This window comes from Streptomyces sp. Ag109_O5-1, assembly GCF_003814875.1.
GTDB classification, from domain to species: domain Bacteria; phylum Actinomycetota; class Actinomycetes; order Streptomycetales; family Streptomycetaceae; genus Streptomyces; species Streptomyces sasae.
Map to the genome: position 1 here is coordinate 11,245,521 of NZ_RKQF01000001.1, position 24,795 is coordinate 11,270,315.

Here is a 24,795-nt window from a genome sequence, read left to right on the forward strand (position 1 = left end):
TGTTACATGTCGGTCCCTGGCGTGTACATAGACATGTGCGAGGTTCATGCATGTGAACCCATGTCGGTGTGGGCTACCGAGCTCAGCGCCGGCCAAGGCGTGCATCGGAAGCGGATCATGCGCATAGGGTGGCGGAATGCCGCTGAGTCACGTATTCCTGTCGTCCGGTCGTTCGATCGAGCTCACCGAGTTGCGGATGTCGTCGACGTACGGGGACATGCTGGAGGGCTACCCGTGCAAGCGCATCAACGACATGAAGGTCAGCGGCCGCCGGCGGGAGGCGGAGCGCGTGTTCTCCGCCGTGCCGGTTCATCTCGTTCCGCCCACTCGCCAGTACCCGGACGGGAGCGCCGGCCCCTTCGGACCCGTCGAGGTACTGCCTTCCGTGACGTGCATCGGCCTCTTCCACTCGACAGCGATCGCCCCCGAGCTCGACCCGGTGCTGCACCGCTCCGCTCTCGCCGTGGTCTGGTTCCAGCCCGTCCCCGATGTCCCGTCAGGCGAGGATGCCGATCCCGCGCTGCGCGGCATCCACTGGGAGGAACTGGCCCAGGACTACGAGCTCTAGCGACGCGTCCTGATCACCACTCATGAGATCTCCCCGCGTCACCAACCTGTCCGATCGGCGCACTTAAGGCGAGTGCTGTGGGGGTGTGCCGGTGAGGAGGTGGTGCTCGTGGGACTCGTAGCGGCTGCGTTCGCGGTCGGTGGCTCGTCTGCCGGACAGGACGGTGGTGAGCCAGCCGGCGAGAAAGCCCGCGGGTACGGAGGCGAGAGCGGGCGTGTTGTAGGGGAACCAGGCGAAGTCGGCGTCGGGGAACGCGGACAGAGGCGTTCCGGACACCAGGGTGGTACCGGGGGTCAGGGCCAGGACGCTCAGGGAACCCACGATGAGGGTGGCAAGGAGCGCCCTGCGCGTGTAGCGGCGCCAGAAGAGGCTGTAGAGGAGCGCCGGTGCGATGGCGGACGCGCCGAGGGTGAAGGAGACGGTGGCCAGGGGCTGCAGACTGCGGTGCTGGGCGAGGACGGCCAGCAGGACGGCGGGGACCCCCACGGCCAGCGCACAGCAGCGGGCGAGGGCGAGTTCCCGGGACGGCGTCGGGGGAGTGGCGCGGAACGCGGTCAGATCGTGGGCGAGGGTGTTGGCGCAGGCGAGCGTCATGCTGGCGACGGAGGCGAGCAGGGTGAGGAACACGGCGGTCGTGACGGTGGCGAAGAGCAGGCTCTCCGGCCGGGACAGCTCGGTGCCGAACGCGGCGCGGGCGCCCAGGAGATAGGCGGTCGTGCCGTGCGCGTCGGCGGCGGTGATGCGGTCGTGGCCGATCAGCGCGGTCGCACCGGTGCAGATCAGCGTGAGCATCAGGATGAACAGGGTCACCAAGGAGACCGCCCAGGACATCGCACGACGGACCTGGCGCGGAGTGCCGGCGGTGTACATCCGCATGGTCACATGCGGCAGGCAGGCACCGCCCAGCACGACGGCGCACTGGGTGCTGGCCATGTCGAGGGCGGGATGCGGACTGCTGGAGTACTGCAGCCCCCAGGTCAGATAGGCGGGCCCCGCTCCGCTCTGCCGGGCCGCCGCGTGGAACAGCGCCTGGGGCTGCCAGTCGAACATACGCAGGATCAGGAAGCTCACGACCAGCCCGGAGCCGAGCAGTGCCACGGTCTTGAAGATCTGGACCAGCGCGGTGCCGGGCATTCCGCCCAGCGCCGCGTAACTGATCATGAGGACACCGGCCCCGGCCACGCACCCCTCCTTCATGGCGGCGTCGCTGAACCCGAGGACGTAAGCCAGCAGTTCACCGACCCCGGCGAGCTGCACGACCATCATCGGGACGAGCGCGGCGAGGGTGACCAGGCAGGCCGTGACGCGCACGGAGCGTGCCGGATGGCGGTGGGCGAGCGCGTCGCCCATGGTGTAACGGCCGGTGTTGTGGAGGGGTTCGGCCAGCAGGAACATCAGCAACAGCAGGGACAGCAGGGCGCTGAGGGCCAGGACGATGCCGTCGAAGCCGCACAGCGCGATGATCCCGCCGATGGTGAGGACGGTGGCGGCCGAGATGTAGTCACCGGCGATGGCGAGCCCGTTGCGCAACGGAGAAAGGGACCGGTAACCGGTGTAGAACTCGGCGAGGTCGTCCGCCTCCGGGCCGGTGAGCACGCACAGCAGCAGGGTGAGGGCGACGACCGAGCAGAACGCGACGAGCGACCAGGACTGGGCGGGGCCGCTGAACCTGCTCACGGCGTCTGTTCCCGGTTCGGGGCGGGCACCCGCGTCTGACGGTGGGCCCGGCGCGCCAGGGGATCGACGAAGCGGTGCGCCGTGGTCTCGTAGAGGAGCACCGCCAGCCAGGTGACGGGGATCTGTGCCAGGGCCAGGACCAGCCCGGTCGGCAGGCCGCCGGGGCCGGGACGGGCCATCAGGGCGGGGGCCTTGACGGTCAGGGTGAGAAAGGCGACGAAGTAGCCGAGTGCGGCGACGGCCGCCACGCGCCGGTGCCACCGGTACGCGCGCCGCAGCAGCCGCAGCGTGCGATGGGCGCCGGAGCGCGGATGCGGCCCGTGGGTGCCGGCCAGGTCCTGAGTGCTCGACCAGGCCGGGACGGGGTGGTCGTACGACGGCTGGGCCGCGGGTAACTCGGGGGAGTCGTGGGACATGTCGGCACCTCCTGCTGGGGCCCGGGCCCGACGTGCGACGGACCACGTGCGGGGGAAGGGCGGTTCGAGCCACCGCACGCCGTGCGGCGCTCGGATCGACGGAAAGCAACGTGGGAAAGCGACGTGGGAAAGCGACGAGGGAAGGCAACGAGGGAAGGCAACGAGGGAAGGCTTCGAAGACGGGCTCGAAGACGGGCTCGAAGGAAGGCATCGGAGGAACGCGTCGGGGGCATGCGGTGGCGCCGGTCATCCGGGGCGGCGGCGGCTCGCGGGTCGCCGTGGTGTGAACAGGGCGCCATGGTCTCCGGCACGGTCGTTGTCCGCCAGGGGTGCGGCCGGAGTCGGCCGGGGCGGTTCGCGGTGCGTGTAGCTGACCGTGGGATCTTTACCCAGGAGATGATGAAGCATTACAGGAGCGCGAGGTGGCGCGAAGGGATCGGAAAGTGCGCCGTCGCACACCTCAGGAGCTCGGCCGGGACGGCGACCGGCCGCACCCGGCTCGACCGGGCCCGAAGCTGCGTACCCGATTCTTGATCCACGCTTTACGCACCGCACGGAACCGGAACCCATGCTGGCGTGGTCCCACAGAAAGTGGGGGCCTTCGGGACCGTAGAGATCGGGACCGTAGAGTGGAACGAACGAGAAGAGTGAGGCAGGGCGTGGGACGGCGCAAGGGCGGCATAGGAATCGCACTCGGTATGGTCGCGATGCTGGTGGGCGTGAGCGCCTGCGGCGGGGGCAAGAGCGACAGCGCGGGCGGGCAGGACGCGAAGGCGTCGGAAAAGCCGAGTGCGAGTGCCTCGCCCTCGCCCACGAAGCCCGCGGGCCCGCCGATGCTGCTGGACACGATCACCCCGCAGACCGGCACCACGGTCGGCGTGGCCATGCCGATCTCGGTGATCTTCACCAACCCGGTGGCGGCGAAGGCACGGGCCACCGTCGAGAAGCACATGAAGGTCAGCGCCTCGCAGTCGGTGGCCGGCGCGTGGCACTGGATGGGTGACCAGCGCGCCGACTGGCGGCCGAAGACCTACTGGCCCTCCGGCACGAAGGTACGGATCGACGCCGACATGACGGGCGTCAGCAACGGCAACGGACGCTACGGCGTGCACAACTACACGCACACCTTCACCGTCGGCGACGATGTGCGCGCCGATGTCTCGGTGACCGGCCACACCATGAAGGTGACCCGCAACGGCCAGACGCTGCGCACCCTGTCGATCAACGCGGGCAGCGCCCAGTACCCGACGTGGGACGGCACGATGGCCGTCATCGACAAGCAGGAGAAGGTCCACATGACCTCCTGCAGCGTCGGCATCAGCTGCGACAAGGGCAGCCCCAACTACTACGACCTGACGCTGCCCTGGGACATCCACCTGACCCAGTCCGGTACGTACGTGCACTACTCGACCGGCGACCCCTACCCGGGCAGTGGCAGCGCGCGCGGCTCGCACGGCTGTGTCCACCTGTCCATGGCGGACGCCAAGTGGTTCTACGGCCAGGTCAAGCAGGGTGACCCCGTCACCATCACCGGATCGCCCCGCGGCAAGGCCCCCGCGGACAACGGCTACGCCGACTTCAACCTGGACTGGAGCGCGTGGCTGGCAGGCAGCGGGTCCGGGGAGCAGACGACCGCGGCCCTGTGAGGTGACCCGTTCCTGACGTGCAGGGGGCGGCGCCCGTATGGGGCGCCGCCCCCTGCAGTCCATGGCCGGTCACTGTGCGTATCCCGTTGCGTCCTGTTCGTGTGCGCCCTGTGAGCGGCGGTCCGGCAAGTGTCCGGGATGCCTCCGAGGTGCGACGCTAGGACCAGAGGTATCCGCCGAGGGGTCTCGGGAGGGCCCGATGGGACGTGACGTGCCGGCCCGGGTGTTCACACGGGAGGACCGGCGCCGCTACCGCGAGAAGATGCACTCCTGTCTCGACGTGCTGGCGCAGATGCTCCGTGGATCAGGCTTCGAGAGCGAGCGCCCCAAGGTCGGCATGGAGATCGAGCTCAACCTGGTGGACGACGACGGGCTGCCGGCGATGCGGAACACCGAGGTGCTGCAGGCGATCGCCGACCCCGCCTGGTCGAGCGAGCTGGGCCGCTTCAACCTCGAGATCGACATCCCGCCGCGTGAGCTGACCTCCGGTGGCCCCGGCGCCTGGGAGCAGACGATCCGCGACGCGCTCAACCACGCCGAGGACCGCGCCGCCACGGTGGGCGCCCACCTCATCATGATCGGGATCCTGCCGACGCTGGGCGAGTCGGACGTGAGCGAGACGTCCCTGTCCGGCGACCCGCGCTACCGGCTGCTCAACGAGCAGATCTTCGCGGCACGCGGTGAGGACCTGCGGATCGGGCTGGAAGGCGTGGAGTCCCTCTCGATGTACGCCGACGCGATCACCCCCGAAGCCGCGTGCACCAGCACCCAGTTCCATCTCCAGGTCGCCCCCAAGGAGTTCGCGGACCACTGGAACGCGGCCCAGGCCATCGCGGGCGTGCAGATCGCCCTCGCCGCCAACTCGCCCTTCCTCTTCGGAAAGGAACTGTGGCGCGAGACCCGCGTCCCGCTGTTCGAACAGGCCACCGACACCCGCCCCGAGGAGATCAAGGCCCAGGGAGTACGGCCGCGGGTGTGGTTCGGCGAACGGTGGATCACCAGCGTCTTCGACCTGTTCGAGGAGAACGTGCGCTACTACCCGGCGCTGCTGCCCCTGTGCGACGACGAGGACCCGCAGGAGACCCTCGACGCCGGCGGAGTGCCACAACTGGGCGAACTCACCCTGCACAACGGCACGATCTACCGCTGGAACCGCCCCGTCTACGCCGTCACCGAGAGCGGGCCGCACCTGCGCATCGAGAACCGCGTCCTGCCCGCCGGCCCCACCGTCGCCGACATCATCGCCAACGCCGCCCTCTACTACGGCCTGACCCGCGCCCTCGTGGACGAGGACCGCCCGGTGTGGTCGCGGATGTCCTTCGCGGTCGCCGAGGAGAACCTGCACACAGCGGCCCGCGACGGCATCGACGCCCGCCTGTACTGGCCCGGGGCAGGCGAAGTACCGGTCACGGAACTGGTGTTGAGACGCCTGCTGCCCCTGGCCCACCGGGGACTGGAACTGGCCGGCCTGGACGCCTCCTGGCGCGAGCCCATGCTGGGCATCATCGAGCAACGCTGTGTCGACGCCCGCAACGGCGCCCTGTGGCAGGCGGAGACGGTCCACCACCTGGAGAAGACCGGCACCTCCGACCGCCGAGAGGCGTTGCGGCGGATGACCACCACGTACATGGACTACATGCATCTGAACGCTGCCGCGCACACGTGGCCCGTGGACTGAGCGCCCCGTGGACTGAGCGGCCCCGACCGGCACCACGACCCGTGGCCCCCCGGCGGCCCCCGGCCGTCACGAGACGATCGCGGTGGCCCCGGCCCTCGGGGAAGCATCACCGCCGTGTCAGGATGCCCGGTGATCACACGCGTACCCGGAGGCGTCCTGACGTGAGCGAGACCGAGGTGGCCGTCGCGCCGTACCCCCTGCTGCTGGCCGACGGCAGACCCGCCACCGAGGCGTGGTCGCTCGACCCGGCTCTGCGGCATCTGAACCATGGATCGTTCGGCGCCGTTCCGCTGGTCGCACAGGAGCGGCAGGCGGAACTGCGCGCCGAGATGGAGCGCGCCCCGGTGGTGTGGTTCCCGGAACTGCCGGAGCGCCTCGCCGCCACCCGGGTCGAACTCGCCGACTTCCTGCGCGTCGACGCCGGCGACCTCGCCCTGGTGCCGAACGCCAGCGCCGGCGCCAGCGTGGTGTACAACGCGCTCACCCGCCGCCGTGGCGGGGAGATCGTCGTCACCGACCACGGCTACGGGGCGGTCACCATGGGAGCCGAGCGGCTGGCCCGCCGTTGGGGCGGCCGGGTGCGCACGGCACGGGTGCCGCTCGGCGCCGACGAGGACACGGCGTACGAGGCCGTGGCCGCCGAGATGGGCGAGGCCACCGACCTCGTCGTGGTCGACCAGATCACCTCGGCGACCGCACGCCGGCTACCGGTCGAGCGGATCGGCGCGGAGGCGCGCCGTCGAGGCGTGCCGATGCTCGTCGACGGCGCGCACGCGCCAGGCCTGCTCGCCGCGCCGGTCGCCGACGCGACGTACGACTTCTGGACCGGCAACCTCCACAAGTGGGGCTGTGCCCCGCGCGGCACCGCGGCCCTGGTCGCCCGCGGGCCCCTGCGGGACCTGCTCCACCCGCTGATCGACTCCTGGGGTGCCCAGGACCCGTACCCCGACCGCTTCGACCAGCAAGGCACGCTCGACGCCACCTCCTACCTGGCCGCGCCGACGTCCCTCGCCTTCGTCGAGCACACCTGGGGCTGGACCGCGGCCCGCCTCTACATGGACCGGCTGGCGGACCACGCGGCCCATGTCATCGGCGCCGCCTTCGAGCGGCTGACCGGTGAGAACAGCCGAGCCGACGTCGGCATGCCCGTCCCCGGCATGCGCCTGGTGCGGCTGCCCGACGGCCTCGGGCGCACCCGGATCGACGCCGATGCGCTGCGCGACCGGGTGGCCCGCGAACTCGCTGTCGAGGCGGCTTTCACCAGCTTCGACGGCATCGGTTACCTGCGCGTGTCGGCCCATGTCTACAACACCCCCGCCGACTACGAGTACTTCGCCGAGCAATGCGTCCCCGTGCTGGGTGCCTGGGCCCGGGAGTCCCGCCCCTGAGACGTCAGTCCGGGTATCCCACCGCTGAAAGATCAGCCAAGGCGTCCCGGACGCTTGACTCGGCAGGCACGCGGCCCGATCCTCGTCCCAGGTATTGCGCGGGTCATGACAACCTCAACGGTCGGTCAACCGCGTCTTCCCGCCGACCGAGGGATGTGGGCCTTGACGCCGCTTCGACGCTCGTACCGCAGACGCAGGCACGTCACCATGCTGTCGCTGCTGCTCCTGGTACTGGCCACGGCCCTTGGGCCCACCCCGAGTTCGGCGGCCGGCAACGACTGGTGGAACCCGATCGCACGGCCCGCCCCGGACGTCCAGATCGACGTCACCGGCGAGCCGTTCACCGGCACCAACTCGGCAGGAGAAGTACGCGGGTTCGTCGACGCGCACAACCACCTCTTCGGCAACGAGGCCTTCGGCGGCCGGCTGATCTGCGGCAAGGTCTTCTCCGAGGCCGGTGTCGCAGACGCCCTGAAGGACTGCCCCGAGCACTACCCCGACGGCACCCTCGCCATCTTCGACTACATCACCCACGGGGGCGACGGCAAGCACGACCCGGTCGGCTGGCCGACCTTCAAGGACTGGCCCGCGTACGACTCGATGACCCATCAGGCCGACTACTACGCCTGGGTGGAGCGGGCCTGGCGCGGTGGACAGCGCGTGCTCGTCAACGACCTCGTCACCAACGGCATGATCTGCTCCATCTACCCCTTCAAGGACCGCGGTTGTGACGAGATGACGTCGATCCGGCTGCAGGCGAAGATGACCTACGCGCTCCAGGCGTACATCGACAAGATGTACGGCGGCACCGGCAAGGGCTGGTTCCGGATCGTCACCGACAGCGCGCAGGCGCGGCAGGTCATCGAGGAGGGCAAACTCGCCGTCGTCCTCGGGGTGGAGACCTCCGAACCCTTCGGCTGCAAGCAGATCCTCGACATCCCGCAGTGCAGCAAGGAGGACATCGACAAGGGACTCGACGAGCTCTACGCCCTCGGCGTCCGCTCCATGTTCCTGTGCCACAAGTTCGACAACGCGCTGTGCGGCGTCCGCTTCGACTCCGGCGGCCTCGGAACGGCCATCAACGTCGGCCAGTTCCTGTCCACCGGCACCTTCTGGCAGACCGAGAAGTGCACCGGCCCGCAGCACGACAACCCCATCGGGAACGCCACGTCCGAGGCGGAGTCGGACCTGCCGGCCGGCGTGGACGTCCCCTCGTACGACTCGAACGCGCAGTGCAACAAGCGCGGCCTCACCGAACTCGGCGAGTACGCCGTCCGCGGCATGATGAAACGCAAAATGATGCTGGAGATCGACCACATGGGCGTCAAAGCCGTCGGTCAGGCGCTGGACATCCTGGAGTCGGCGTCCTACCCCGGCGTGATCTCCTCGCACAGCTGGATGGACCTGAACTGGACCGAACGGGTCTACTCCCTCGGCGGCTTCGTCGCCCAGTACATGCACGGCTCCGAGGGCTTCGTCGCGGAAGCCGCCCGGACCAAGGCGCTGCGCGACAAGTACGGCGTGGGCTACGGCTACGGCACCGACTTCAACGGCATCGGCGACCATCCCGCCCCGCGCGGCGCGGACGCCGCGAACAAGGTGACGTACCCCTTCAAGAGCGTCGACGGCGGCTCCGTCATCGACAGGCAGACCTCCGGCGAGCGCACCTTCGACATCAACACCGACGGCGCGGCCCACGCCGGGATGATCCCCGACTGGATCGAGGACATCCGGCACGTCGGGGGCCAGGACGTGGTGAACGACCTGTTCCGGGGCGCCGAGTCCTACCTGGACACCTGGCGGGCCACCGAACAGCGCCAGGCCTCGGTGAACCTCGCCAAGGGGCAGCCAGCGACGGCCAGTTCGTCCGAGTCGAACCCGTTCACCAGCTACCAGCCGGGCCGAGCGGTCGACGGCGACGACGCCACCCGCTGGGCCAGCGACTGGAGCGACGACCAGTGGTGGCAGGTGGACCTGGGCTCCACCCACCTGGTCTCCCGGGTGACGTTGGACTGGGAGCGCGCGTACGGGAAGTCGTATCGCATCGAGCTCTCCACCGACGGCACCAACTGGCAGACCGCCTGGTCCACCACGAGCGGTGACGGCGGCCTGGACACGGCCCGGTTCACCGGGACTCCGGCCCGCTACGTGCGGGTCCACGGCCTCGATTGCGGGACGGGCTGGGGGTACTCGCTGTACGAGGTCGGGGTCCACAGCGCCTGAGCCGGGGCCCACGGACGGCACGCATGCCGTCCCCCACGCGCGACCGCCCCGACGAGCTCCGTCTCCGCACGGGCGGTCCGTGACGGCCTCACCTGCCGCACCCTGCGGAACGGTCGCGCCGCACCCCCGAGCCGGTCCGGCGGACCGCGGCGATCTCCACCGGGGAGATCCACAACGATCCGCGGCCGGCCGGCCCCTGCGACGGCGATGCGGCGGGGCGCGGAGCCGTCGCGAGGGCCCTCGGTCACCTGGTGCAGGCCGCGAGAACCTCTCCGGCCCGGAGCAGCGCCTCCTGGTGGCCGAAGAGCCCGGGGAGTCCTCCGGTGTGGATGAAGACGGTGCGCTCACCCGGGCGGATGTCCCCCTCGCGCACGGCGGTGACGAGACCGGCCATGGCCCGCCCGGTGTAGACGGGATCCAGCACCAGCCCCTCGGTCCGGGCGGCGAGGAGGACCGCCTCCGCGACGGGCTCGGTGAGGCGGGAGTATCCGGCCCCCACCTGGTCGAGCCGTAGCCGTAGCCCTGGCTGTCGCGGCGCGGGGGAGGGCGCGTACAGGTCGGTCAGCAGCAGGTCGAGTGTGTGTCCCGGATCCGGTACGGCCCCGCAGTGCACGCCCAGGACCCGGTCGGCTCCCAGGGCACGGACCAGCCCGGCCATCGTGCCGCCGCTGCCCAGCGCGACCACGGCGGTCGCCAGGTCGGGAGCCTGCGCGAGGAGCTCGTGCCCGCCGTCGACGTAGCCCAGGGCGCCGACGGGACTCGATCCACCGAAGGGAATCAGCGCCGGAGCCGCGTCCCGCTCGCGCAGTTCCCCCACGACACGGTCGAGGACGGCCGCGAGTTCGGCCCCGCCCACCGAGCCGGCCCAGACGATCCTCGCGCCGAGAAGGCCGTCGAGGGCCAGATTGCCCGCGGCCGTCTCGGTGGGCTCACCCGCGAGGACGAGCACGGTGTCCATGCCGAGCCGGGCGCCGGCCGCCGCCGTGAGGCGGGCGTGGTTGCTCTGCGGCGCCCCGCTGGTGACGAGGGTTCGCGCACCTTCGGCCAGCGCCTGTCCACAGGTCCATTCGAGTTTGCGGACCTTGTTCCCCCCACCGCCCAGCCCGATCAGGTCGTCTCGTTTGATCCACAGGTCGTCCGGGCCGAGTCCCAGGGCCTGCGCGAGGCGCGGAGCGGGTTCGAGGGGTGTCGGCCAGGAGGCCAGGGCGACCTTGTGGTGCCCTCCGCGAGTCGTGTCCATGCGACATACCCCTTCCGCTCCGTGCTCGTGTGCCGACGCTGGTGCACACCGTATGTCGCTCCGAGGCGCGCCCTGCTCGACATCGGTCCTGCTCCGCCGGACAGCTCCCAGGGCCGGCCGGACCACGCAGACGGACACCTTCGATGCCGTACGACCGACCGGTGACCCGTCCCTGGACAATGAACGCCATGAGCGACCGTATGAGCGATGCCGAGAAGCGGCTGGCCAGGATCGAGCGACGGCTGGAGAGCGGCGAGCGGGACGTCGTGCCCGCCTGGCGCAGAGCCACGCAGGGGGAGTCCCGGTGGGCCGTGACCGCCGTCATCCTGGTCGCCGTGGGCCTCCAGTTGCTGCTGCCTCATCGGCTCGCCTTCCAGCCGTACTGGGCCCTGCCGGCCCTGGAGACGGTGCTGCTGGCCGGCCTGATCGCCGGCAACCCCCGGCGGGTCGAGCCTCGCACCCGGTGGCTGCGCATGCTGGGACTGGCCCTGATGTGCGTGATCAGCCTGGCCAACGGCTGGTCGGCGGTCCGGCTGGTGGTGGGCCTGGTGAACGGCACCGAGGGCAAGGACGCCGGACCGCTGCTGCTGACCGGCGGCGGGATCTGGCTGACGAACGTCATAGTGTTCGCCCTCTGGTACTGGGAGTGGGACCGCGGCGGACCGATGGCGCGGGTCCGCGGCCACCGCCAGTACGCGGACTTCCTCTTCGTCCAGATGCAGAGCCCCGAGACCGCTCCCACGGACTGGGAACCGGCCTTCCTCGACTATCTGTACCTGTCCTTCACCAACTCCACGGCCTTCAGCCCGACCGACGTGATGCCGTTGTCGCGCTGGGCCAAGATGCTGATGATGCTGCAGTCCTCGGTCTCCCTGGTGACGGTGGTCCTGGTGGTGGCGCGGGCCGTCAACATTCTGCGCTGACGGCAGGGGTGTCCTAGGTTCTTTGACATGAACGAAGACTCCTTGCGTCTCGTGACGGTCGAGCGCACCACCACCGGCCGCTTCACCGCGACGAACGCCCGCGGCGGCACGGTCGCCTTCGGTACCGGCGACGGCACGGAATTCACCCCGGTGGAACTGCTGCTCGCCGCGATCGGCGGCTGTACGGCGGCGGACGTGGACGTCTCCACCAGCCGCCACACCGAGCCGACCGCGTTCACGGTCACCGTCAGCGGTCACAAGGTCGGCGACGAGGACGGCAACCGTATGACCGACCTCGCGGTCACCTTCCATGTCACCTTCCCCGAGGGCACGGCGGGCGACCGTGCCCGCGCCATCCTGCCCCGGGCGGTCGCCGTCTCCCACGACAGGCTGTGCACCGTCAGCCGCACGATCGAGGCCGGGACGCCCGTGACCGTGTCGGTCGAGGACACGCCGGCCAGGGACACGTCGACGGGGCACACGTCGACCGGGGACGTCTGACCGCGACCGGCGGCACACTGCCGAGGAGTTGCCGCAGGTCAGTGCATGGTTGCCCGGGCAACTCCCGACCAACGTCCGGCAATTCCTCATATCAGCGGCTAATGTGCGCCCTATGGCGGACGATCTACAGAACCACGGTCTGCTGCTGCCTCGCGGAGCCGTCGAACCCGCACGCCCGCTGATCGGGCGCAGCGGGGAAGTCCGGTCGCTGATGGAGTCAGTGGCCGGCCTCGCGTCGGGAACCGGGCGCGCTGTCGCCGTCGTCGGGGAACCCGGTATCGGGAAGAGCTCGGTGCTGGCGGAGGCCGTCGCCCAGGCACGGGCGGCCGGCGTGGCAGCGTGCACGCTCCGCGGGCGGAGTCCGAGCACGTCCTCGCCGCCCGGCACCCCGCCCGCTTCCGACGTTCAGGACGCTGCCCTGCGCGCGGCCGAGGGAACGCCGCTGGTCGTGTCGGTGGACGATCTTCATCGTGTTCCGACGGAGGAACTGCACCACGTCGAACAGCTCCTCCGGGCAGCGAGCACCGGCCCGGTCGTCTGCCTCCTGGCGTACCGGCAGCGCCAACTCTCCCCGATGCTGGCGGAGATCCTCGCGCACGCCTCTTCGGACGGGGTGCTGGAGGTGTGGAACCTGCCACCGCTCACCTCGGAGCAGGCCAGGGAGCTGCTGGGGGAGCATCCACACGCCGATGAGGTCCTCGGCGAGGCGATGGGCAACCCGTCGTATCTGAAGGTGCTCGGAGGTGTGCCCGAGGCGCGTGCCCAGGCGGCCACGGCCGTCCTCGGTGAGCTGGCCGGACTTGACGCGGACGCACTCGCCGTCGTGGAAGCGGCGGCGGTCCTCGGTGAGCCCTTCGACGCGGAACTGATGGCCGCGGTCGCGGACTTGCACGGGGCGTCGACCGTTCGGATCCTGGACCGGCTGGCCCGCCTCGACCTGTTGCGTTCCTGCGAGCCCGGGCCCCGGCTGGCGTTGCGGCACCGCGCGCTGGGGGAGGTCGTCCACGAGTGGCTGGACCCCGGACGCCGCACCGCCCTGCACCGGCGGGCCGAGGCCGAACTGGCCCGGCAGGCCGCTCCCATCGTCAGCCGCGCCCGCCATGTGGCCCACGCCGCCGACCCGAACCGACCGGAGGATGTCACCACCCTGATAGCCGCGGCGCGCAGTGTGCTCTACAGCTCGCCCAGTGAAGCGGTCGGCTATCTGAGAGCCGCCCTCCCGCTCCTGCGGGAGGACCAAGAACACTGGCACGAGGCACATGTGCTGCTCGCCCGGGCCCAACTGGTGGCCGGTGACACCTCCGAGAGCCGCGCGCTCCTCGACTCCCTGCGGTCCGCCGTGTCCGGTCCGCCCGCCGAGGTGACGGAGCTCGCGATGCCGAGCCGGGCCGAGCGCCGCCTCGGCCGCCTCAGCGAAGCCGGGGCACTCGCACGTTCCGCCCTGGCCGGGCTCGCCGACCGCGACTCCGCGACCGCCGCCGCCCTGCACATCGAACTGGCCGACCACGCCTACGACGTCCAGGACTTCGAGACGTCCCGGCACCATGCCGAGACCGCCGCGGTGCTCGCCCGCCGGCACCACGACCGCGTCGGCGAGGCCCAGGCGCTCGGCCAGGCCGCGCTCGCCCGGCTGTTCACCGGCGACGAGAACACCTCCCAGGCGACGGCCGCGGCCGACCTCATCGACGCCGCGCCGGACACAGTGCTGCTGACCAACCTGGACGCGCTGCTCCAACTGGGCATCACCGAAGGGGTGCTCGGACGCCTTGCAGACGCGGAGCGCCACGTGGCTCGCGCCGCCACGCTGGCACGGCGGACGGGCCAGAAGCACGTCGAACAGAACGCCCTCACGTCGCTGGCGAACGCCCAGGCGCGCTCGGGGAACCTGCCCGGTGCACGAGCCACGCTGGACGAGTGTGCCCGCTGGGACGATCGGGGCGGCGAGCCCGCGACCCGGGCCATCAGCGCGACCCTGCGGGCCGAGGTGCTCTGGTGGCTGGGCGGCTTTGACGATCCGAGCGCCGCGACCGAGGCGGCGGCCGCCGCCGACCTGGCCCTGTCGATCGCGAGCGGTTCACCGGCCAACTGGGCGGTCACCGTCCGCTGCTTCCACGCCGAACTGGTCCTGCACGGCGGCGACCCGGCACGGGCCCGGCTGCTCCTGCTCGACGCCGCCGGAGGCGACGCACTGCCCCGGCTCACCACCTGGCGCAAACCCCGCTGGTGCGACACCCTCGCCGAGGCGGCGCAGGCGACCGGTGACCCGGCCTCGGTCGAGCACTGGGCACGGCTGGCCGAGCGATGCCTCGAAGAACTGCCGTCCGCCGGCCGCCGAGGGTTCGCCCTGCGTGCCCGGATGCGGGCCTGTGCCGCACGCGGCGACATCGGAGAGGCGCTGCGGAGCGCGCAGGCGGCGATCGCGGACTTCTCGGGAAGCGGCGAACGCATCGAACTCTGCCGGACGTTGCTCGCCGCCGTCGCGCTGTCGCTGGACGCGGGCCGCCTCACGGACGTGGCGGCCTGGCTGGACCGTGCCGCGTACCTGGCAGGCCAATGCGGATCGGCCCGCCTGGCCGAGGAGGTCACCCGGCATCGCGGCCGCCTCACCCGACTGGCCGCGACCGTACCCAAAGGCGACGCGACGGCGTCGCTCACCGCGCGTGAACGGGAAGTCGCCGAGCTGGTCAGCACGGGCATGACCAACAACGAGATCGCCAAGAAGCTCTTCCTCAGCGTCCGAACCGTCGAGACCCACCTCGGCCAGATCTACCGCAAGCTCGGCGTCGCGAACCGCGCCGGCCTCACCCGGGCCCTGCTGGCCAGGGCCGTGGATCCCGCACCGCCCACGGACACCGCGTGACGGACGCGGCAGCGGACGGCGACCTCGGCGATCCGACCCCCGCCCAGGCCACCCTCGTCGAGTACGAGATCGACCGCCCAGCGCCCACTTGGAGGCGTGGTAGGCGCCGAGGGAGGGGAACGCGGCGGCGCCGCCGACGGAGGAGATCTGGACGATGTGGCCGCTGCCCTGCGCACGCAGGACGGGCAGGACGGCCTGGGTGATCCAGAAGGCTCCGAAGAGGTTCGTCTCCATCTGGTCGCGCAGCTGCTGCTCGGTGATCTCCTCGATCATGCCGAACAGGCCGTAGCCGGCGTTGTTGACCACGACGTCGAGGCGGCCGAACCCGTCGTGAGCAGCGGCCACCGCGGTGTCGACGGCGGCCTTGTCGGTGACGTCCAGGGCCAGCGGGAGAACCGCGTCCTCGCCGTACTTGGTGACCAGTTCCTCCAGCGAGCCGATGTTCCTCGCTGTCGCCGCGACCTTGTCGCCACGCTCGAGCGCGGCCTCCGCGAACACGCGGCCGAGACCGCGGGACGTGCCGGTGCTGAACCAAACCTGGGAATGGTTCGGACAGACTGTATTCAAAATCAGACATCCGGGCTCGGTGCTCGGTCCGCCTTCAGGCGTCTGCCGAAGGTGCAGCGGTGATCGTCGCGGGACCCGTCCGGTACGCGCGCAACGCTCACCGCGCAAAGGGCGGACCGCTCCTGGGCCGACACCGACCGGTCGCACCCGGGCACTCCCTCGACCCGCCGACCTCTCGGGTCCTCTCTGTACCTATTCATCCGATAAGGCGTACGGTGTGGGCACATGTGCCCCAGGAGGCGCGAGGATCGTGCACGTGCCTCGTCCGGCGGCCGCCAACCGCCACGACACCGGACCGGAGGACGTCATGTCCGTGATCTCTGGGCAACCGGCCTGTCAAGGGTCACTCGACGACGCGCTCGATACGGGGTTGACCGACATCGTTCGCCGCACCAGCGCTTCCACAGGTGCCCTGTATCTGATCGAGGACGAGGAACCGATGACGCGCCTGCTGGCGCTGTGCGGCCTGCCCCTCGAGTTCGCCACCCCATGGCACCGTCTTTCGCTCGCCGTCTCCCTGCCACTCACCGACGCGATCCGTGAGGACCGGTTCGTCTGGCTCGGCTGTCAGGACGACCTGGTCCGCCACTACCCGCGCCTGGCCGCGGTCCTGCCCTACCGGGTCGCGTTCGCCGCGACCCCACTGACCGGGGCACGCCGTTGCTGGGGCGGGATCGTGCTGATGTGGCCCGCTGATCTCCGCCGTGAGGTCACGCCCCGGCAACGCTGTCGCATCATCTTCGGCGCCCGCCGACTGGCCCGCCTCCTGGACGAGGCGCCGGGCCCGCCGACCCTGCGCGACCGGCCACGCTTCATCCCTGTCGACCCCCCGGGCGGATCCGTCCAGCCACGGCCGGCCGCCGCCGAGTACCTCGAGCGCCTCCCCGAGGGAGCTCTGAACCTCGACCTGGAGGGCCGGATCACCTTCGTCACCACCGCTGCCGCCCGCCTGCTCGGGCGCAGTGCGGACCGGCTGCTGGCGACCCGGCTCTGGCAGGCGCTGCCCTGGCTCGACGACCCCGTGTACGAGGACCGGTACCGTACTGCGGTCGTCAGCCGGGCCCCGCTGTCCTTCACCGCCGTCCGCCCGCCGGATCACCGGCTGAGGTTCGAGCTCTATCCGGACATCAGCGGCATCAGCGTCCGCGTCACCTCCCACGGGGAACCGACCGAGCCCGGCCTGCGGGAATCAACCGTGCCCCGGGCTCCGGTGACGCGGACCGGCCGGCTGTACCAGCTGATCCATCTGTCCGCCGCGCTCGCCGAGACGGTGAGCGTGCGCGATCTCGTTGAGCTGATCGCCCGGGAGATTCTGCCCGCCTTCGGCGCCCAGGGGCTGACGCTGTGGGCTGCCGAGGCCGGCCGCCTGAAGGTGAGTGGTCATCACGGCTACCCGGCAGATGTCATCGCACGCGTCGACGGGCTGCCCCTGGACACCGATCTCACACCGGCCGGCAAGGTCCTGACCAGCGGCGTCCCCGAGTTCATCGCCAGTCTGGCCGAGATGGCCGCGCGCTACCCGCAGGTGCCACAGATCAGCGGCAAACAGGCCTGGGCCGTCCTCCCGCTGATCATCACGGGGAAAGCGGTGGGCTGCTGCATCCTGGCCTACGACCGGGCCCGCAGCTTCACGGCCGATGAACGGGCCGTCCTGACCGCCCTGGCGGGGCTGACCGCTCAGGCACTCGACCGCGCCCGGATGTACGACACCCAGCACCACCTCGCACATGGCCTTCAGAAGGCGCTTCTGCCTCGTGCCCTGCCCACCGTGGCAGGCCTCGACGTGGCCGCCCGCTACCTGCCGGCAAGCCATGGCATCGAGGTCGGCGGCGACTTCTACGATCTGCTGCGGCTGGACGACACCAGCGCCGCCGCGGTGATCGGCGACGTCGAGGGCCACAGCATCGCCGCGGCCGCGCTCATGGGCCAGGTCCGTACAGCCATCCACGCGCACGTGACCGGCGGTGCAGCACCGGACCAGGTCCTGGCCCGTACGAACCGACTGCTGGCCGATCTGGACTCGGAACTGCTTGTCTCCTGCCTCTACGCCCACCTCGACCTGGCTGCCGGCGAAGTCACCCTCGCCAACGCCGGACACGTTCCCCCGCTGCTGCGCCTCGCCCGCCATCACGTCCGGGTGCTCGATGACATCGAGCCCGGGCCGCTGCTGGGCATCGACACCTTCGCCCACTACCCCGTCACCACGGTCCCCCTGCCCGCGGACGCGACCCTCGCTCTGTACACCGACGGTCTCGTGGAGGTCGCGGGTACCGACGCAGCGCAGGTCATCGCCGACCTTGCCGGGCATCTCGCCGGTGCTGACCATGAGGATCTGGAGGGCGTGATCGACAGCCTGGTCCATCACACCTGGCCGACGGGTCGACCCACCGACGACATCGCGGTGCTCCTCCTGCGAGCCTCCTTGGCACCCGAAAGGTAGCTCAAGGCGACACGTCCGCCCGGCTCCGCTCCGCCCCCTGACGGGCTCCTGCCCTTTCGACCCCGACCGCGCTCGGGGTCAGGACAGGTCCTCCTCCATCTTCCCCACGACACGATCCGAGATTTCTGCCAGCACCCGGAGTTCTGCGGGCGTGACATGGTCGAGGAACAACTCGCGCACCGCCTCGACATGGTGGGGGGCGGCGGCCTCGATCGCCGCGCGGCCGGCCTCCGTGATCACCACGAAGGCGCCGCGGCCGTCCTCGGGGCACTCCTGCCGTGTCACGAGGCCGCGCTTGGCCATCCGGGCGATGTGATGGGACATCCGGCTCTTCTCCCATTCCAACGCATGAGCAAGGTCCAGAGACCTCTGCCGTCCTTCCGGCACATCCGTCAGATGGACCAGCACCGCGAAGTCCGCAGCCGACATGTTCGCCTCACTCTGCAGCAAGCGCGACAGACGTCCTACGAGCTTCTCGTGCAACCGGACGAAGCCGCGCCAGGCGCGCTGCTCCTCCGGCGTCAACCACTGCACCGTCTCGCCCATGAAAGGAAATTGTAAACGTAGTTGTTGACAGATCACCAGCGATGTCAACGTCTGGGCCGACCGGTTGTGTCATCGGTGTCTTGGGCAAGCCCGGGCGGCCCCAGTTGTGGCTGCGCCGTGTTGAACAGCTCCGGATGCTGCCGTTTGAGCTGGGCGTAGGCCCTCAGACGTGCCATACGCCGACGTTGAAGGATGTTCATGAATGCCTCCCCGGCGGCCTCAGCGGGTGCCGTGCAGCAGCCGCGACAGTTCGGCGTCCACGTCGAAGCTGTTGGTCTCGTGGCCGGCCGGCACCAACCCGTAGGTGCGCTCCAGCCATTGCGCGACTGCGGAGAGCTGCGCAGTGAGCCTTGCGACCCCGGACGGGGAGGACAGGACGAGATTCAGCTCGGCATCGTCCCCCGATCCCGTCGGCCAGATCCGCACATCTCCCTGCCCGCTCGGCCGAGAGAGGCCTTGCGCGATCAGGTCGCGGGCCATGACCCATTGCACCGAATAGTCGGTGTCGGGATGGAAGACGAAGCGCACGGCAAACGGATCATGCGCTTCGTACACCAGACGGGTCGGCACCACGAATCGCTCGCCGGGCGCGCCCGCGAGCCCCATGTACAGCACCTGATCTGAGTAGCTTGTCATGGCTCACTTTGCTCCTCGGAAGGCTTGGCAGCCGGTTGCACCACTGCATCGGTGCGGCGGCGCGCAGATCGGACCTGTCTCGGCGGGTCAGTTGAAGATGCCGCTGTCGAAAACCAGGACGCCGCCGGTCGCGACGTCCCAGGAACCGTGGTCCCACCGGTAGAACAGACGCCCGTCGTAGCGGTACTGCTCGCCGCGGTCGTTGCAGTACCAGTCGACGCCGGTCCGGTGCCAGCTGCGGTGACCGTCCCAGCGACTTTCCCGACGGTCGTCACTACGGCCGTAGCCGGAATGGCTGCGGATGTCGGCGTTGCCGTTGCCGTATCGGGTCGTGCTCCCAGGGTGGGAGGCTACGGCCGCACCGCGATCAACCGTCGGGCCCGATGCGGCCGAGGCGGTGCCGCCGACTGCCAGGAGGGCGCCCGCCACGGTGGTGAGCATGGCGACCGCGGTGGCGGCGCGCCGTCCGAGGGCATGACTCATGATCATTCTCCTTGGTCTGCTGCGGAGCCGATGGATGGGGACTCCGGTTTCGAATCTATTCGTTGATGCATCAACTAAATCCAAGGCAACTTCAACTGCATGTGAAGGGTCAAGCGAATGTGGGGGTCCTCACTACGGTTGATGTGTCAACCATCTCGCGCCGACGTGACCCTCGTGGAGGTCGACACGAAGCACCCTCGGGCTGTGAGGCATGCCATGCCCGCAAAAGGGATAAAGCGTGCCAGCATCGAGGTCATGCAAGATTCAACGATCCGGCCGATGCGCGGTCTGGTGAGTGCGGCGGAAGCAGTGGGCGCCCGCCCGGCCGGCCGCGCCGACACCGGTCGGGCAAGCTACGCGGCACACGGCGCGAAGAGTCTGATCGCGGCGCTGCTCGCCTGGGGGGTCGTGGCTCCGTGGTCCCCCCGGGGGGACGTCCGTATCTAGCGGTGGCCGCGGCGCTGATCATGGTCAACGCTCCCACGGTGTACCGCTCCGTGACAAAGGCCGTACAAAACGTGGTTGCCAGGTTGGGCGGGGCTGACTCTCGCCCTCGTGACCGCCTGGCTGATGGGATCGACCGCGGGCAGCGTTGCAGCCATTGCCGTGATCGCGGTGGTGGTCGGGCCTCGCCGCGCCGTGGACGATCGCCTTCAGGCCGCCTCGACCACTGTCATCGCCTTGGCCGCCACGACAGCAGCACCGGTGGGCGGTCTGTTGATTCCCGCGGTCCAGACGCTGACGGGTGCGGTGGTGGGCATCGTGATGAACGCCCTGGTCCTGCCCCCGCTCTACCTCGATGATTCCGACTCCGCGGTGTACGACCTCGCCCGTGCGATGGGGACACTGCTGCGCGAGATGGGCACCGGACTGACCGAGCGCCAACCGGCGGCCAGGGCGCACACCTGGCTGCACCAGGCACGCGATCTTGAGAAGGACCTGGTGGACGCGGAGGAACAGGTACGGCAGGCGGACGAGAGCCCGCGTTGGAACCCCCGGTGCACCGCACACGCGCGGCGCAAGGACGGCACCTACGGCGAGGCGTTCAGAACTCTACGCGGAGTGTTTCTCCAGGTACGCGGAATCGCGCGGACGCTGGCCTGCAACGCGCACGACGACCACACCGATCACCATCTGGGCCAGCAGTTCCTGGACCAGTACGCCGAAGCCTTGAAGCTGGCGGGAACGGCCGTCGAAGAATTCGCCGAACCGCGCCCGGTGGCCAGTTCATCGGCCACAGCCCCCCGGGAGCGACTGCGCGGGGCGATCGACGCCACCCTGACATGGCACGAGACCATGACGGACCTCATCGGCCGAGGCACTCTCACCAAGCCGGGCGCGTGGCACATCTACGGCTCCCTGATGACAGACGTGGAGCGACTGCTGCTCGACCTGGACCACGCAAACACACCGTGACTTCCGCCGGCTCCATCACCCCCACCGCGTTGCAGCGGCCGGCCGGGCTGCTTCCCGAGCCTCGAGTCCGTCACCGTGCTCAGGCATGCGCGCGTCGCGCGGCGGTGTCGGTGCCGTCCCACTGGTAGCGATCCGTGCCGGGCAGTCCCAGGAACTGAAGAACGCGTTCGACGAATTCGTCCCGCAGTTGGGCGAGGGTCTCCGGCACGTTGTAGTGCGTGGGAACCATGGGATACACGGTGGCCCCCGCCTCCGTGACGGCAACCATGTTGCGCAGGTGGATGAGGTTCAGCGGGGCTTCCCGCAGGCAGAGGAAGAGTTTGCGCCGCTGCTTCAGCATCACGTCCGCGGCGCGCTCGACGAGGCTCTCCGAAAGGGTCGGCGTGCAGGAGCCGGCTCCCGCCCAGATGTGCGGATGCTCCTCCAGCGCGGCATCGACCAGCGTGCGCACCGGCCGGGGATGGCCCACGGGCGCCACGCCCCGACTTCCTGGCCTGTCAACGTGAGGACGAACGCGGGATCGGTGCGACGGTTCTTGCCGCGGCCCACCCCCAGGAGGCGGGCCACCCGGTGGGCTCCGCTGGTCAGGACGGGCAGGGCCCATCGTCGACGGAGAAGACCAGGCTGTTGACGATCGTCCCGACCGTGCAGCCGAGTTGGGCGGGCGTTGCCGCGGTAGTGGGTACCGGAGCCGGAAGCTCGACCACGCCGTCGGTAATGCGGTGCTCCCGCAGAGCGGCACGCACTCGTCGTACTCTCTCGTGCGCAATGACTCCCGATTCGGGGGTGTTGAATCGACGGCGTGCCGGCCGGACGAGACCGTCGTAGGTCACCGGCCCAGGGCTCGCCATTCGGGAGCAAGGACCGCCCAGAGCTGCTTGTCGTAGCGTACGCCCTGGTACGGCCATGCCTCGCGGCGCACCCCCTCCAGCGTCATGCCCAGTCGCTTGGCCACCGCTGAGCTGCGGTCGTTGTCGGCCCGGCAGTGCCATTCGGCCCGATGCAGCCCCCGGGACGTGAACGTCCAGTCCAACAACGCGCTGCACGCTTGCGTGACCAGTCCGTGGCCCTCGGCGGACGGCTCGAGCCAGCAACCGATCTCACACGAGCCGGCAGCCATATCGAAAGCGGTGAACATCACACCGCCGACCAGTACTCCGTCCCGCCAGATGCCGTACAGACGGGCACCGTCGCCGGCCTGGCGTTCGGCGTACCGCTTCAGCGTGGCCCGCGCCCCGTCCACGTCGTCGGTGACGAACGCGGGCCCGACCCAGGGACGGATGTGCTCGCGGGCCCGGTCCAGATGGTCGGCGAACTCCTCGGCATGCCAGACCTCCAGCGGACCGAGGCGAACGTCGTCGCGCAGCGACAGCGAGAACATGTAACCCTCCCCATTTACATAACAAGTGTTGTGGCAATGTACCGTGGCAGCATGCCACGCACCAAGGGAGATCACGAGGCCCGTCGACGCGACGTCTCCGCAGCCGTCTGGCAGGTCATGGCCACCCGCGGCTTCGCCGGCCTGACCCTGCGCGCCGTCGCCGCCGAACTCGGCGCGACCACCGGCCTGCTCACGCACTACTTCCCCACCAAGCACGCCCTGGTGGAGTACGCCCTCGACCTGCTCGAACAGCGCACCGTCTCCCGCCCCCGCCGCCACACGGGCGAAGGGATGGCCGCCCTCAGGGACGCCTTGCTGGACATCCTGCCGCTGACCCCCGAGGCCACCGACAGCAACCGCATCTGGGTCTCCTCCTGGGACACCGCACTCTCCGACCCCGCCCTGAGTACCGACTACGCCCGCAAGTACGCGAAAAGCCGGGACCGGCTGACCGAGCGGGTGGCCGCAGCCCAGGAGCTCGGCGAACTACCCGCCGGCAACCCCGCCCAGATCGCGGCCGGGGCTCAGGCCTTCATCCTCGGCCTGGTGGTTCAGGCACTGTTCGACCCGGAGGTGTTCCCGCCCCGTCGGCAGGTCGAGCTACTGGACGACTACCTGGCTGCCCTGACCGACTCGCACTGATCAACGATGATCACTCGACGCGGGCCGGCGGTCCCCTTTGCGCCCGTACGGATCAGCGGCGCCGTCGCAGTGTCCGAGGCTGGCACGACCGGCACGAACACCTGCTGCGACCGCCGGCCGGGACCTCGGTCCGGGGTGCCGTCGTCGGCACGGTGTCGGCGCATTCCTGCGTCCGAACGGGATCGGTGGAGGCGCTCACCAAGGCAGGCTTCCAAACCGCATTCATGATCGCCATTGCCTCGGCCTTGAGCGGATTCGCAACGGCCGCCTTTCTGCGACGCAACGGCACACGCCATGCTTCGGCGAGGGCACGGAGGACAGATTGACATGGGCACCCGTCCTCGCCGTCGTGCGTCCCGTCGTTGCTGTGCGGGTCACGCAGCCGCCGTAGGCCTGGCACAGGCGGCCGGGCGAGAGCGTACCGGGCTCTGGTCCACTTCGTCCTTCCCGGCGGCCCGGACCTGGACGTGGTCGGGCGCTGCGCCAGCTTCGTCTAGGGCGTGGAGTCCAACACGGCGGGTGACCTGAGTCTGTCGAGGCGCTTGCATCAGTCCGGCCCGTCGGCTACGGCGTCGGGCGTGGTCGTCCCCAGCCGTTCGGCGAGGAAGGCGATGATCTCGTCACGGGCGCGCGCGGTCGGGTGACCCTGCTCGTCGACGAGATGGGCCGTGGTGACGCTGTGGGCGCAGCCGACGACGTCGCGGAAGAAGGGCGGCGGGTCCGTGTTCGCCACTTCGTCCGCGAGCACACGGCCGTCGAACGCGTCGCCGAGCAGAGTCCGGTAGGCCGCGAACCGTTGGCCCGTGCACCACCTGTCGTTCTCGAAACGGTAGGCCAGCACCTTGAGGCCGTCGCGTCGGATGCGCTTGGCCACGCGGGCGGCGTCATCGGCTCCGACCTCCAGGCCTGCCGGGTCGTCGAGGGGAAGTGAGGGATGGTTGACAACGGGGGCGATGACGGCGGGTTCGAGCGTCATGGTCAGGGCGAAGTTGCCGGTGAAGCACAGCCCGACCGCGCCGACGCCCGGCCCGCCGCACTCCGCGTGCGCCAGGCGTGCGAGCCCGCGCAGCCACGCCACGACGGGGCTGGTGCCGCCGCCGGCGAACGCACGGAACTCGGCGCTGACGCAGGCACGCCGGACGACGGCTTGGCCCGCGTCGGTGGTCGGGTAGGCGCCGTCGACGCCGAACAGGGAGGGCAGATACACGCGGAAGCCGGCATCGCGCAGCCAGCGCGCCAGACGCGCGACGTCAGGGCTGATCCCCGGCATCTCGGGCAGCAGGACGACGGCCGGCCCCGACCCGGTGACGTGCACGGTCCTGCCGACCGCGTCGATGTCGATGACGCGGTGCGAGAAGTCGTCCAGGGAGTCGTCGTGTCGCAGGTGCGTGGTTGTCATGCGGGGCAGCGTGGCAGGAGACTGCCTTCCTCAGAAACGGCGGCATCGCCAGATACTGCGGCGAAATCGCCACCCGCTCGTGCCGGGGGGACACGTGAGTTCACTGCGACTGGGAGTGCTGGCCTACCCCGGGTGTTTCGGCTCGGAGGTGTTCGGAGTCCCGGA

At 70.1% G+C, this 24,795-nt stretch carries 22 protein-coding genes and 1 pseudogene; 12 read left to right on the top strand and 11 right to left on the bottom strand.

Annotated elements, in window-relative coordinates; translation table 11 throughout:
• The first annotated feature begins 136 nt into the window (after positions 1-136).
• Positions 137-568, top strand: coding sequence for a hypothetical protein (locus tag EDD90_RS51295; RefSeq protein WP_123980170.1), 432 nt, complete (start codon positions 137-139; stop codon positions 566-568).
• Between the two features lie 63 nt (positions 569-631).
• On the opposite strand, the gene EDD90_RS51300 is transcribed toward EDD90_RS51295, so the two are convergent.
• Positions 632-2,245, bottom strand: a complete 1,614-nt coding sequence (locus tag EDD90_RS51300) for a cation acetate symporter (protein WP_123980172.1) — start codon at positions 2,243-2,245, stop codon at positions 632-634.
• Entirely contained in the window at positions 2,242-2,661 is a 420-nt protein-coding gene (locus EDD90_RS51305; RefSeq protein ID WP_123980174.1) for a DUF485 domain-containing protein, read from the bottom strand. The genes EDD90_RS51300 and EDD90_RS51305 overlap by 4 nt, the downstream gene beginning before the upstream one ends.
• 707 nt (positions 2,662-3,368) lie before the next feature.
• Here EDD90_RS51305 and EDD90_RS51310 point away from each other — a divergent pair.
• The 4 genes from EDD90_RS51310 (at position 3,369) to EDD90_RS51325 (ending at position 9,596) form a co-directional block, all read left to right on the top strand.
• Positions 3,369-4,307 (top strand): Ig-like domain-containing protein, encoded by a 939-nt coding sequence (locus EDD90_RS51310; protein WP_123982514.1) that lies wholly within the window; start codon positions 3,369-3,371, stop codon positions 4,305-4,307.
• A gap of 199 nt (positions 4,308-4,506) precedes the next feature.
• On the top strand, positions 4,507-5,985 hold the full coding sequence (locus tag EDD90_RS51315) for a glutamate-cysteine ligase family protein (RefSeq protein WP_123980176.1): 1,479 nt from the start codon (positions 4,507-4,509) through the stop codon (positions 5,983-5,985).
• A 161-nt stretch (positions 5,986-6,146) separates the two neighbouring features.
• On the top strand, positions 6,147-7,373 hold the full coding sequence (locus tag EDD90_RS51320) for an aminotransferase class V-fold PLP-dependent enzyme (protein ID WP_123980178.1): 1,227 nt from the start codon (positions 6,147-6,149) through the stop codon (positions 7,371-7,373).
• A gap of 153 nt (positions 7,374-7,526) precedes the next feature.
• Positions 7,527-9,596: a discoidin domain-containing protein gene (locus tag EDD90_RS51325; RefSeq protein ID WP_123980180.1), complete on the top strand. Its 2,070-nt coding sequence runs from the start codon at positions 7,527-7,529 to the stop codon at positions 9,594-9,596.
• A gap of 244 nt (positions 9,597-9,840) precedes the next feature.
• On the opposite strand, the gene EDD90_RS51330 is transcribed toward EDD90_RS51325, so the two are convergent.
• Complete coding sequence (locus EDD90_RS51330) at positions 9,841-10,836, bottom strand: D-cysteine desulfhydrase family protein (protein ID WP_123980182.1); 996 nt, start codon at positions 10,834-10,836, stop codon at positions 9,841-9,843.
• Positions 10,837-11,024: 188 nt separating this feature from the next.
• On the opposite strand from EDD90_RS51330, the gene EDD90_RS51335 reads away from it, so the two are divergent.
• The 3 genes from EDD90_RS51335 (at position 11,025) to EDD90_RS51345 (ending at position 15,120) form a co-directional block, all read left to right on the top strand.
• Complete coding sequence (locus tag EDD90_RS51335) at positions 11,025-11,759, top strand: DUF1345 domain-containing protein (RefSeq protein WP_123980184.1); 735 nt, start codon at positions 11,025-11,027, stop codon at positions 11,757-11,759.
• 27 nt (positions 11,760-11,786) lie between these two features.
• The gene (locus EDD90_RS51340) at positions 11,787-12,260 is read left to right on the top strand and encodes an OsmC family protein (RefSeq protein WP_123980186.1); all 474 of its coding nucleotides are present in this window, start codon (positions 11,787-11,789) and stop codon (positions 12,258-12,260) included.
• A 112-nt stretch (positions 12,261-12,372) separates the two neighbouring features.
• Positions 12,373-15,120 (top strand): LuxR family transcriptional regulator, encoded by a 2,748-nt coding sequence (locus tag EDD90_RS51345; RefSeq protein WP_123980188.1) that lies wholly within the window; start codon positions 12,373-12,375, stop codon positions 15,118-15,120.
• 66 nt (positions 15,121-15,186) lie between these two features.
• On the opposite strand, the pseudogene EDD90_RS51350 reads toward EDD90_RS51345, so the two are convergent.
• Positions 15,187-15,687: pseudogene (locus EDD90_RS51350) on the bottom strand (SDR family NAD(P)-dependent oxidoreductase); the annotation flags it as partial.
• Between the two features lie 307 nt (positions 15,688-15,994).
• Here EDD90_RS51350 and EDD90_RS51355 point away from each other — a divergent pair.
• The gene (locus EDD90_RS51355) at positions 15,995-18,127 is read left to right on the top strand and encodes a SpoIIE family protein phosphatase (RefSeq protein WP_123982517.1); all 2,133 of its coding nucleotides are present in this window, start codon (positions 15,995-15,997) and stop codon (positions 18,125-18,127) included.
• A 78-nt stretch (positions 18,128-18,205) separates the two neighbouring features.
• Here the strand turns inward: EDD90_RS51355 and EDD90_RS51360 are convergent, their stop codons facing one another.
• The 3 genes from EDD90_RS51360 to EDD90_RS51370 form a co-directional block, all read right to left on the bottom strand.
• On the bottom strand, positions 18,206-18,673 hold the full coding sequence (locus tag EDD90_RS51360; protein ID WP_123980191.1) for a MarR family winged helix-turn-helix transcriptional regulator: 468 nt from the start codon (positions 18,671-18,673) through the stop codon (positions 18,206-18,208).
• Between the two features lie 219 nt (positions 18,674-18,892).
• The gene (locus EDD90_RS51365; RefSeq protein WP_123980193.1) at positions 18,893-19,309 is read right to left on the bottom strand and encodes an SsgA family sporulation/cell division regulator; all 417 of its coding nucleotides are present in this window, start codon (positions 19,307-19,309) and stop codon (positions 18,893-18,895) included.
• Between the two features lie 87 nt (positions 19,310-19,396).
• The gene (locus EDD90_RS51370; RefSeq protein WP_123980195.1) at positions 19,397-19,792 is read right to left on the bottom strand and encodes a hypothetical protein; all 396 of its coding nucleotides are present in this window, start codon (positions 19,790-19,792) and stop codon (positions 19,397-19,399) included.
• 255 nt (positions 19,793-20,047) lie between these two features.
• On the opposite strand from EDD90_RS51370, the gene EDD90_RS51375 reads away from it, so the two are divergent.
• The gene (locus EDD90_RS51375; RefSeq protein WP_123980198.1) at positions 20,048-20,239 is read left to right on the top strand and encodes a hypothetical protein; all 192 of its coding nucleotides are present in this window, start codon (positions 20,048-20,050) and stop codon (positions 20,237-20,239) included.
• A 108-nt stretch (positions 20,240-20,347) separates the two neighbouring features.
• Positions 20,348-21,208, top strand: a complete 861-nt coding sequence (locus EDD90_RS51380) for a hypothetical protein (RefSeq protein WP_123980200.1) — start codon at positions 20,348-20,350, stop codon at positions 21,206-21,208.
• A gap of 79 nt (positions 21,209-21,287) precedes the next feature.
• Here the strand turns inward: EDD90_RS51380 and EDD90_RS51385 are convergent, their stop codons facing one another.
• The 3 genes from EDD90_RS51385 to EDD90_RS51390 all read right to left on the bottom strand — a co-directional run bounded on the left by EDD90_RS51385 (position 21,288) and on the right by EDD90_RS51390 (position 22,589).
• Entirely contained in the window at positions 21,288-21,659 is a 372-nt protein-coding gene (locus EDD90_RS51385; RefSeq protein WP_123980202.1) for a flavoprotein, read from the bottom strand.
• A 133-nt stretch (positions 21,660-21,792) separates the two neighbouring features.
• Complete coding sequence (locus tag EDD90_RS56105) at positions 21,793-21,954, bottom strand: hypothetical protein (protein ID WP_185149530.1); 162 nt, start codon at positions 21,952-21,954, stop codon at positions 21,793-21,795.
• A gap of 83 nt (positions 21,955-22,037) precedes the next feature.
• On the bottom strand, positions 22,038-22,589 hold the full coding sequence (locus tag EDD90_RS51390; protein ID WP_123980203.1) for a GNAT family N-acetyltransferase: 552 nt from the start codon (positions 22,587-22,589) through the stop codon (positions 22,038-22,040).
• 51 nt (positions 22,590-22,640) lie between these two features.
• On the opposite strand from EDD90_RS51390, the gene EDD90_RS51395 reads away from it, so the two are divergent.
• Positions 22,641-23,231 carry a TetR/AcrR family transcriptional regulator gene (locus tag EDD90_RS51395; protein WP_185149531.1) on the top strand — a complete coding sequence of 197 codons (591 nt, stop codon included), beginning with the start codon at positions 22,641-22,643 and terminating at the stop codon, positions 23,229-23,231.
• A 547-nt stretch (positions 23,232-23,778) separates the two neighbouring features.
• On the opposite strand, the gene EDD90_RS51400 is transcribed toward EDD90_RS51395, so the two are convergent.
• The gene (locus EDD90_RS51400; RefSeq protein ID WP_123980207.1) at positions 23,779-24,630 is read right to left on the bottom strand and encodes a dienelactone hydrolase family protein; all 852 of its coding nucleotides are present in this window, start codon (positions 24,628-24,630) and stop codon (positions 23,779-23,781) included.
• Positions 24,631-24,795 lie beyond the last annotated feature (165 nt).

What these genes read in the sequence shown, in the direction of transcription:
- EDD90_RS51295 (WP_123980170.1), top strand. Translation starts at nt 137, where the DNA reads ATGCCGCTGAGTCACGTATTCCTGTCGTCCGGTCGTTCGATCGAGCTC.
- EDD90_RS51305 (WP_123980174.1), bottom strand. Translation starts at nt 2,661, where the DNA reads ATGTCCCACGACTCCCCCGAGTTACCCGCGGCCCAGCCGTCGTACGAC.
- EDD90_RS51310 (WP_123982514.1), top strand. Translation starts at nt 3,369, where the DNA reads ATGCTGGTGGGCGTGAGCGCCTGCGGCGGGGGCAAGAGCGACAGCGCG.
- EDD90_RS51315 (WP_123980176.1), top strand. Translation starts at nt 4,507, where the DNA reads ATGGGACGTGACGTGCCGGCCCGGGTGTTCACACGGGAGGACCGGCGC.
- EDD90_RS51325 (WP_123980180.1), top strand. Translation starts at nt 7,527, where the DNA reads ATGTGGGCCTTGACGCCGCTTCGACGCTCGTACCGCAGACGCAGGCAC.
- EDD90_RS51330 (WP_123980182.1), bottom strand. Translation starts at nt 10,836, where the DNA reads ATGGACACGACTCGCGGAGGGCACCACAAGGTCGCCCTGGCCTCCTGG.
- EDD90_RS51335 (WP_123980184.1), top strand. Translation starts at nt 11,025, where the DNA reads ATGAGCGACCGTATGAGCGATGCCGAGAAGCGGCTGGCCAGGATCGAG.
- EDD90_RS51340 (WP_123980186.1), top strand. Translation starts at nt 11,787, where the DNA reads ATGAACGAAGACTCCTTGCGTCTCGTGACGGTCGAGCGCACCACCACC.
- EDD90_RS51345 (WP_123980188.1), top strand. Translation starts at nt 12,373, where the DNA reads ATGGCGGACGATCTACAGAACCACGGTCTGCTGCTGCCTCGCGGAGCC.
- EDD90_RS51355 (WP_123982517.1), top strand. Translation starts at nt 15,995, where the DNA reads ATGTCCGTGATCTCTGGGCAACCGGCCTGTCAAGGGTCACTCGACGAC.
- EDD90_RS51360 (WP_123980191.1), bottom strand. Translation starts at nt 18,673, where the DNA reads ATGGGCGAGACGGTGCAGTGGTTGACGCCGGAGGAGCAGCGCGCCTGG.
- EDD90_RS51365 (WP_123980193.1), bottom strand. Translation starts at nt 19,309, where the DNA reads ATGACAAGCTACTCAGATCAGGTGCTGTACATGGGGCTCGCGGGCGCG.
- EDD90_RS51370 (WP_123980195.1), bottom strand. Translation starts at nt 19,792, where the DNA reads ATGAGTCATGCCCTCGGACGGCGCGCCGCCACCGCGGTCGCCATGCTC.
- EDD90_RS51375 (WP_123980198.1), top strand. Translation starts at nt 20,048, where the DNA reads ATGCAAGATTCAACGATCCGGCCGATGCGCGGTCTGGTGAGTGCGGCG.
- EDD90_RS51390 (WP_123980203.1), bottom strand. Translation starts at nt 22,589, where the DNA reads ATGTTCTCGCTGTCGCTGCGCGACGACGTTCGCCTCGGTCCGCTGGAG.
- EDD90_RS51395 (WP_185149531.1), top strand. Translation starts at nt 22,641, where the DNA reads ATGCCACGCACCAAGGGAGATCACGAGGCCCGTCGACGCGACGTCTCC.
- EDD90_RS51400 (WP_123980207.1), bottom strand. Translation starts at nt 24,630, where the DNA reads ATGACAACCACGCACCTGCGACACGACGACTCCCTGGACGACTTCTCG.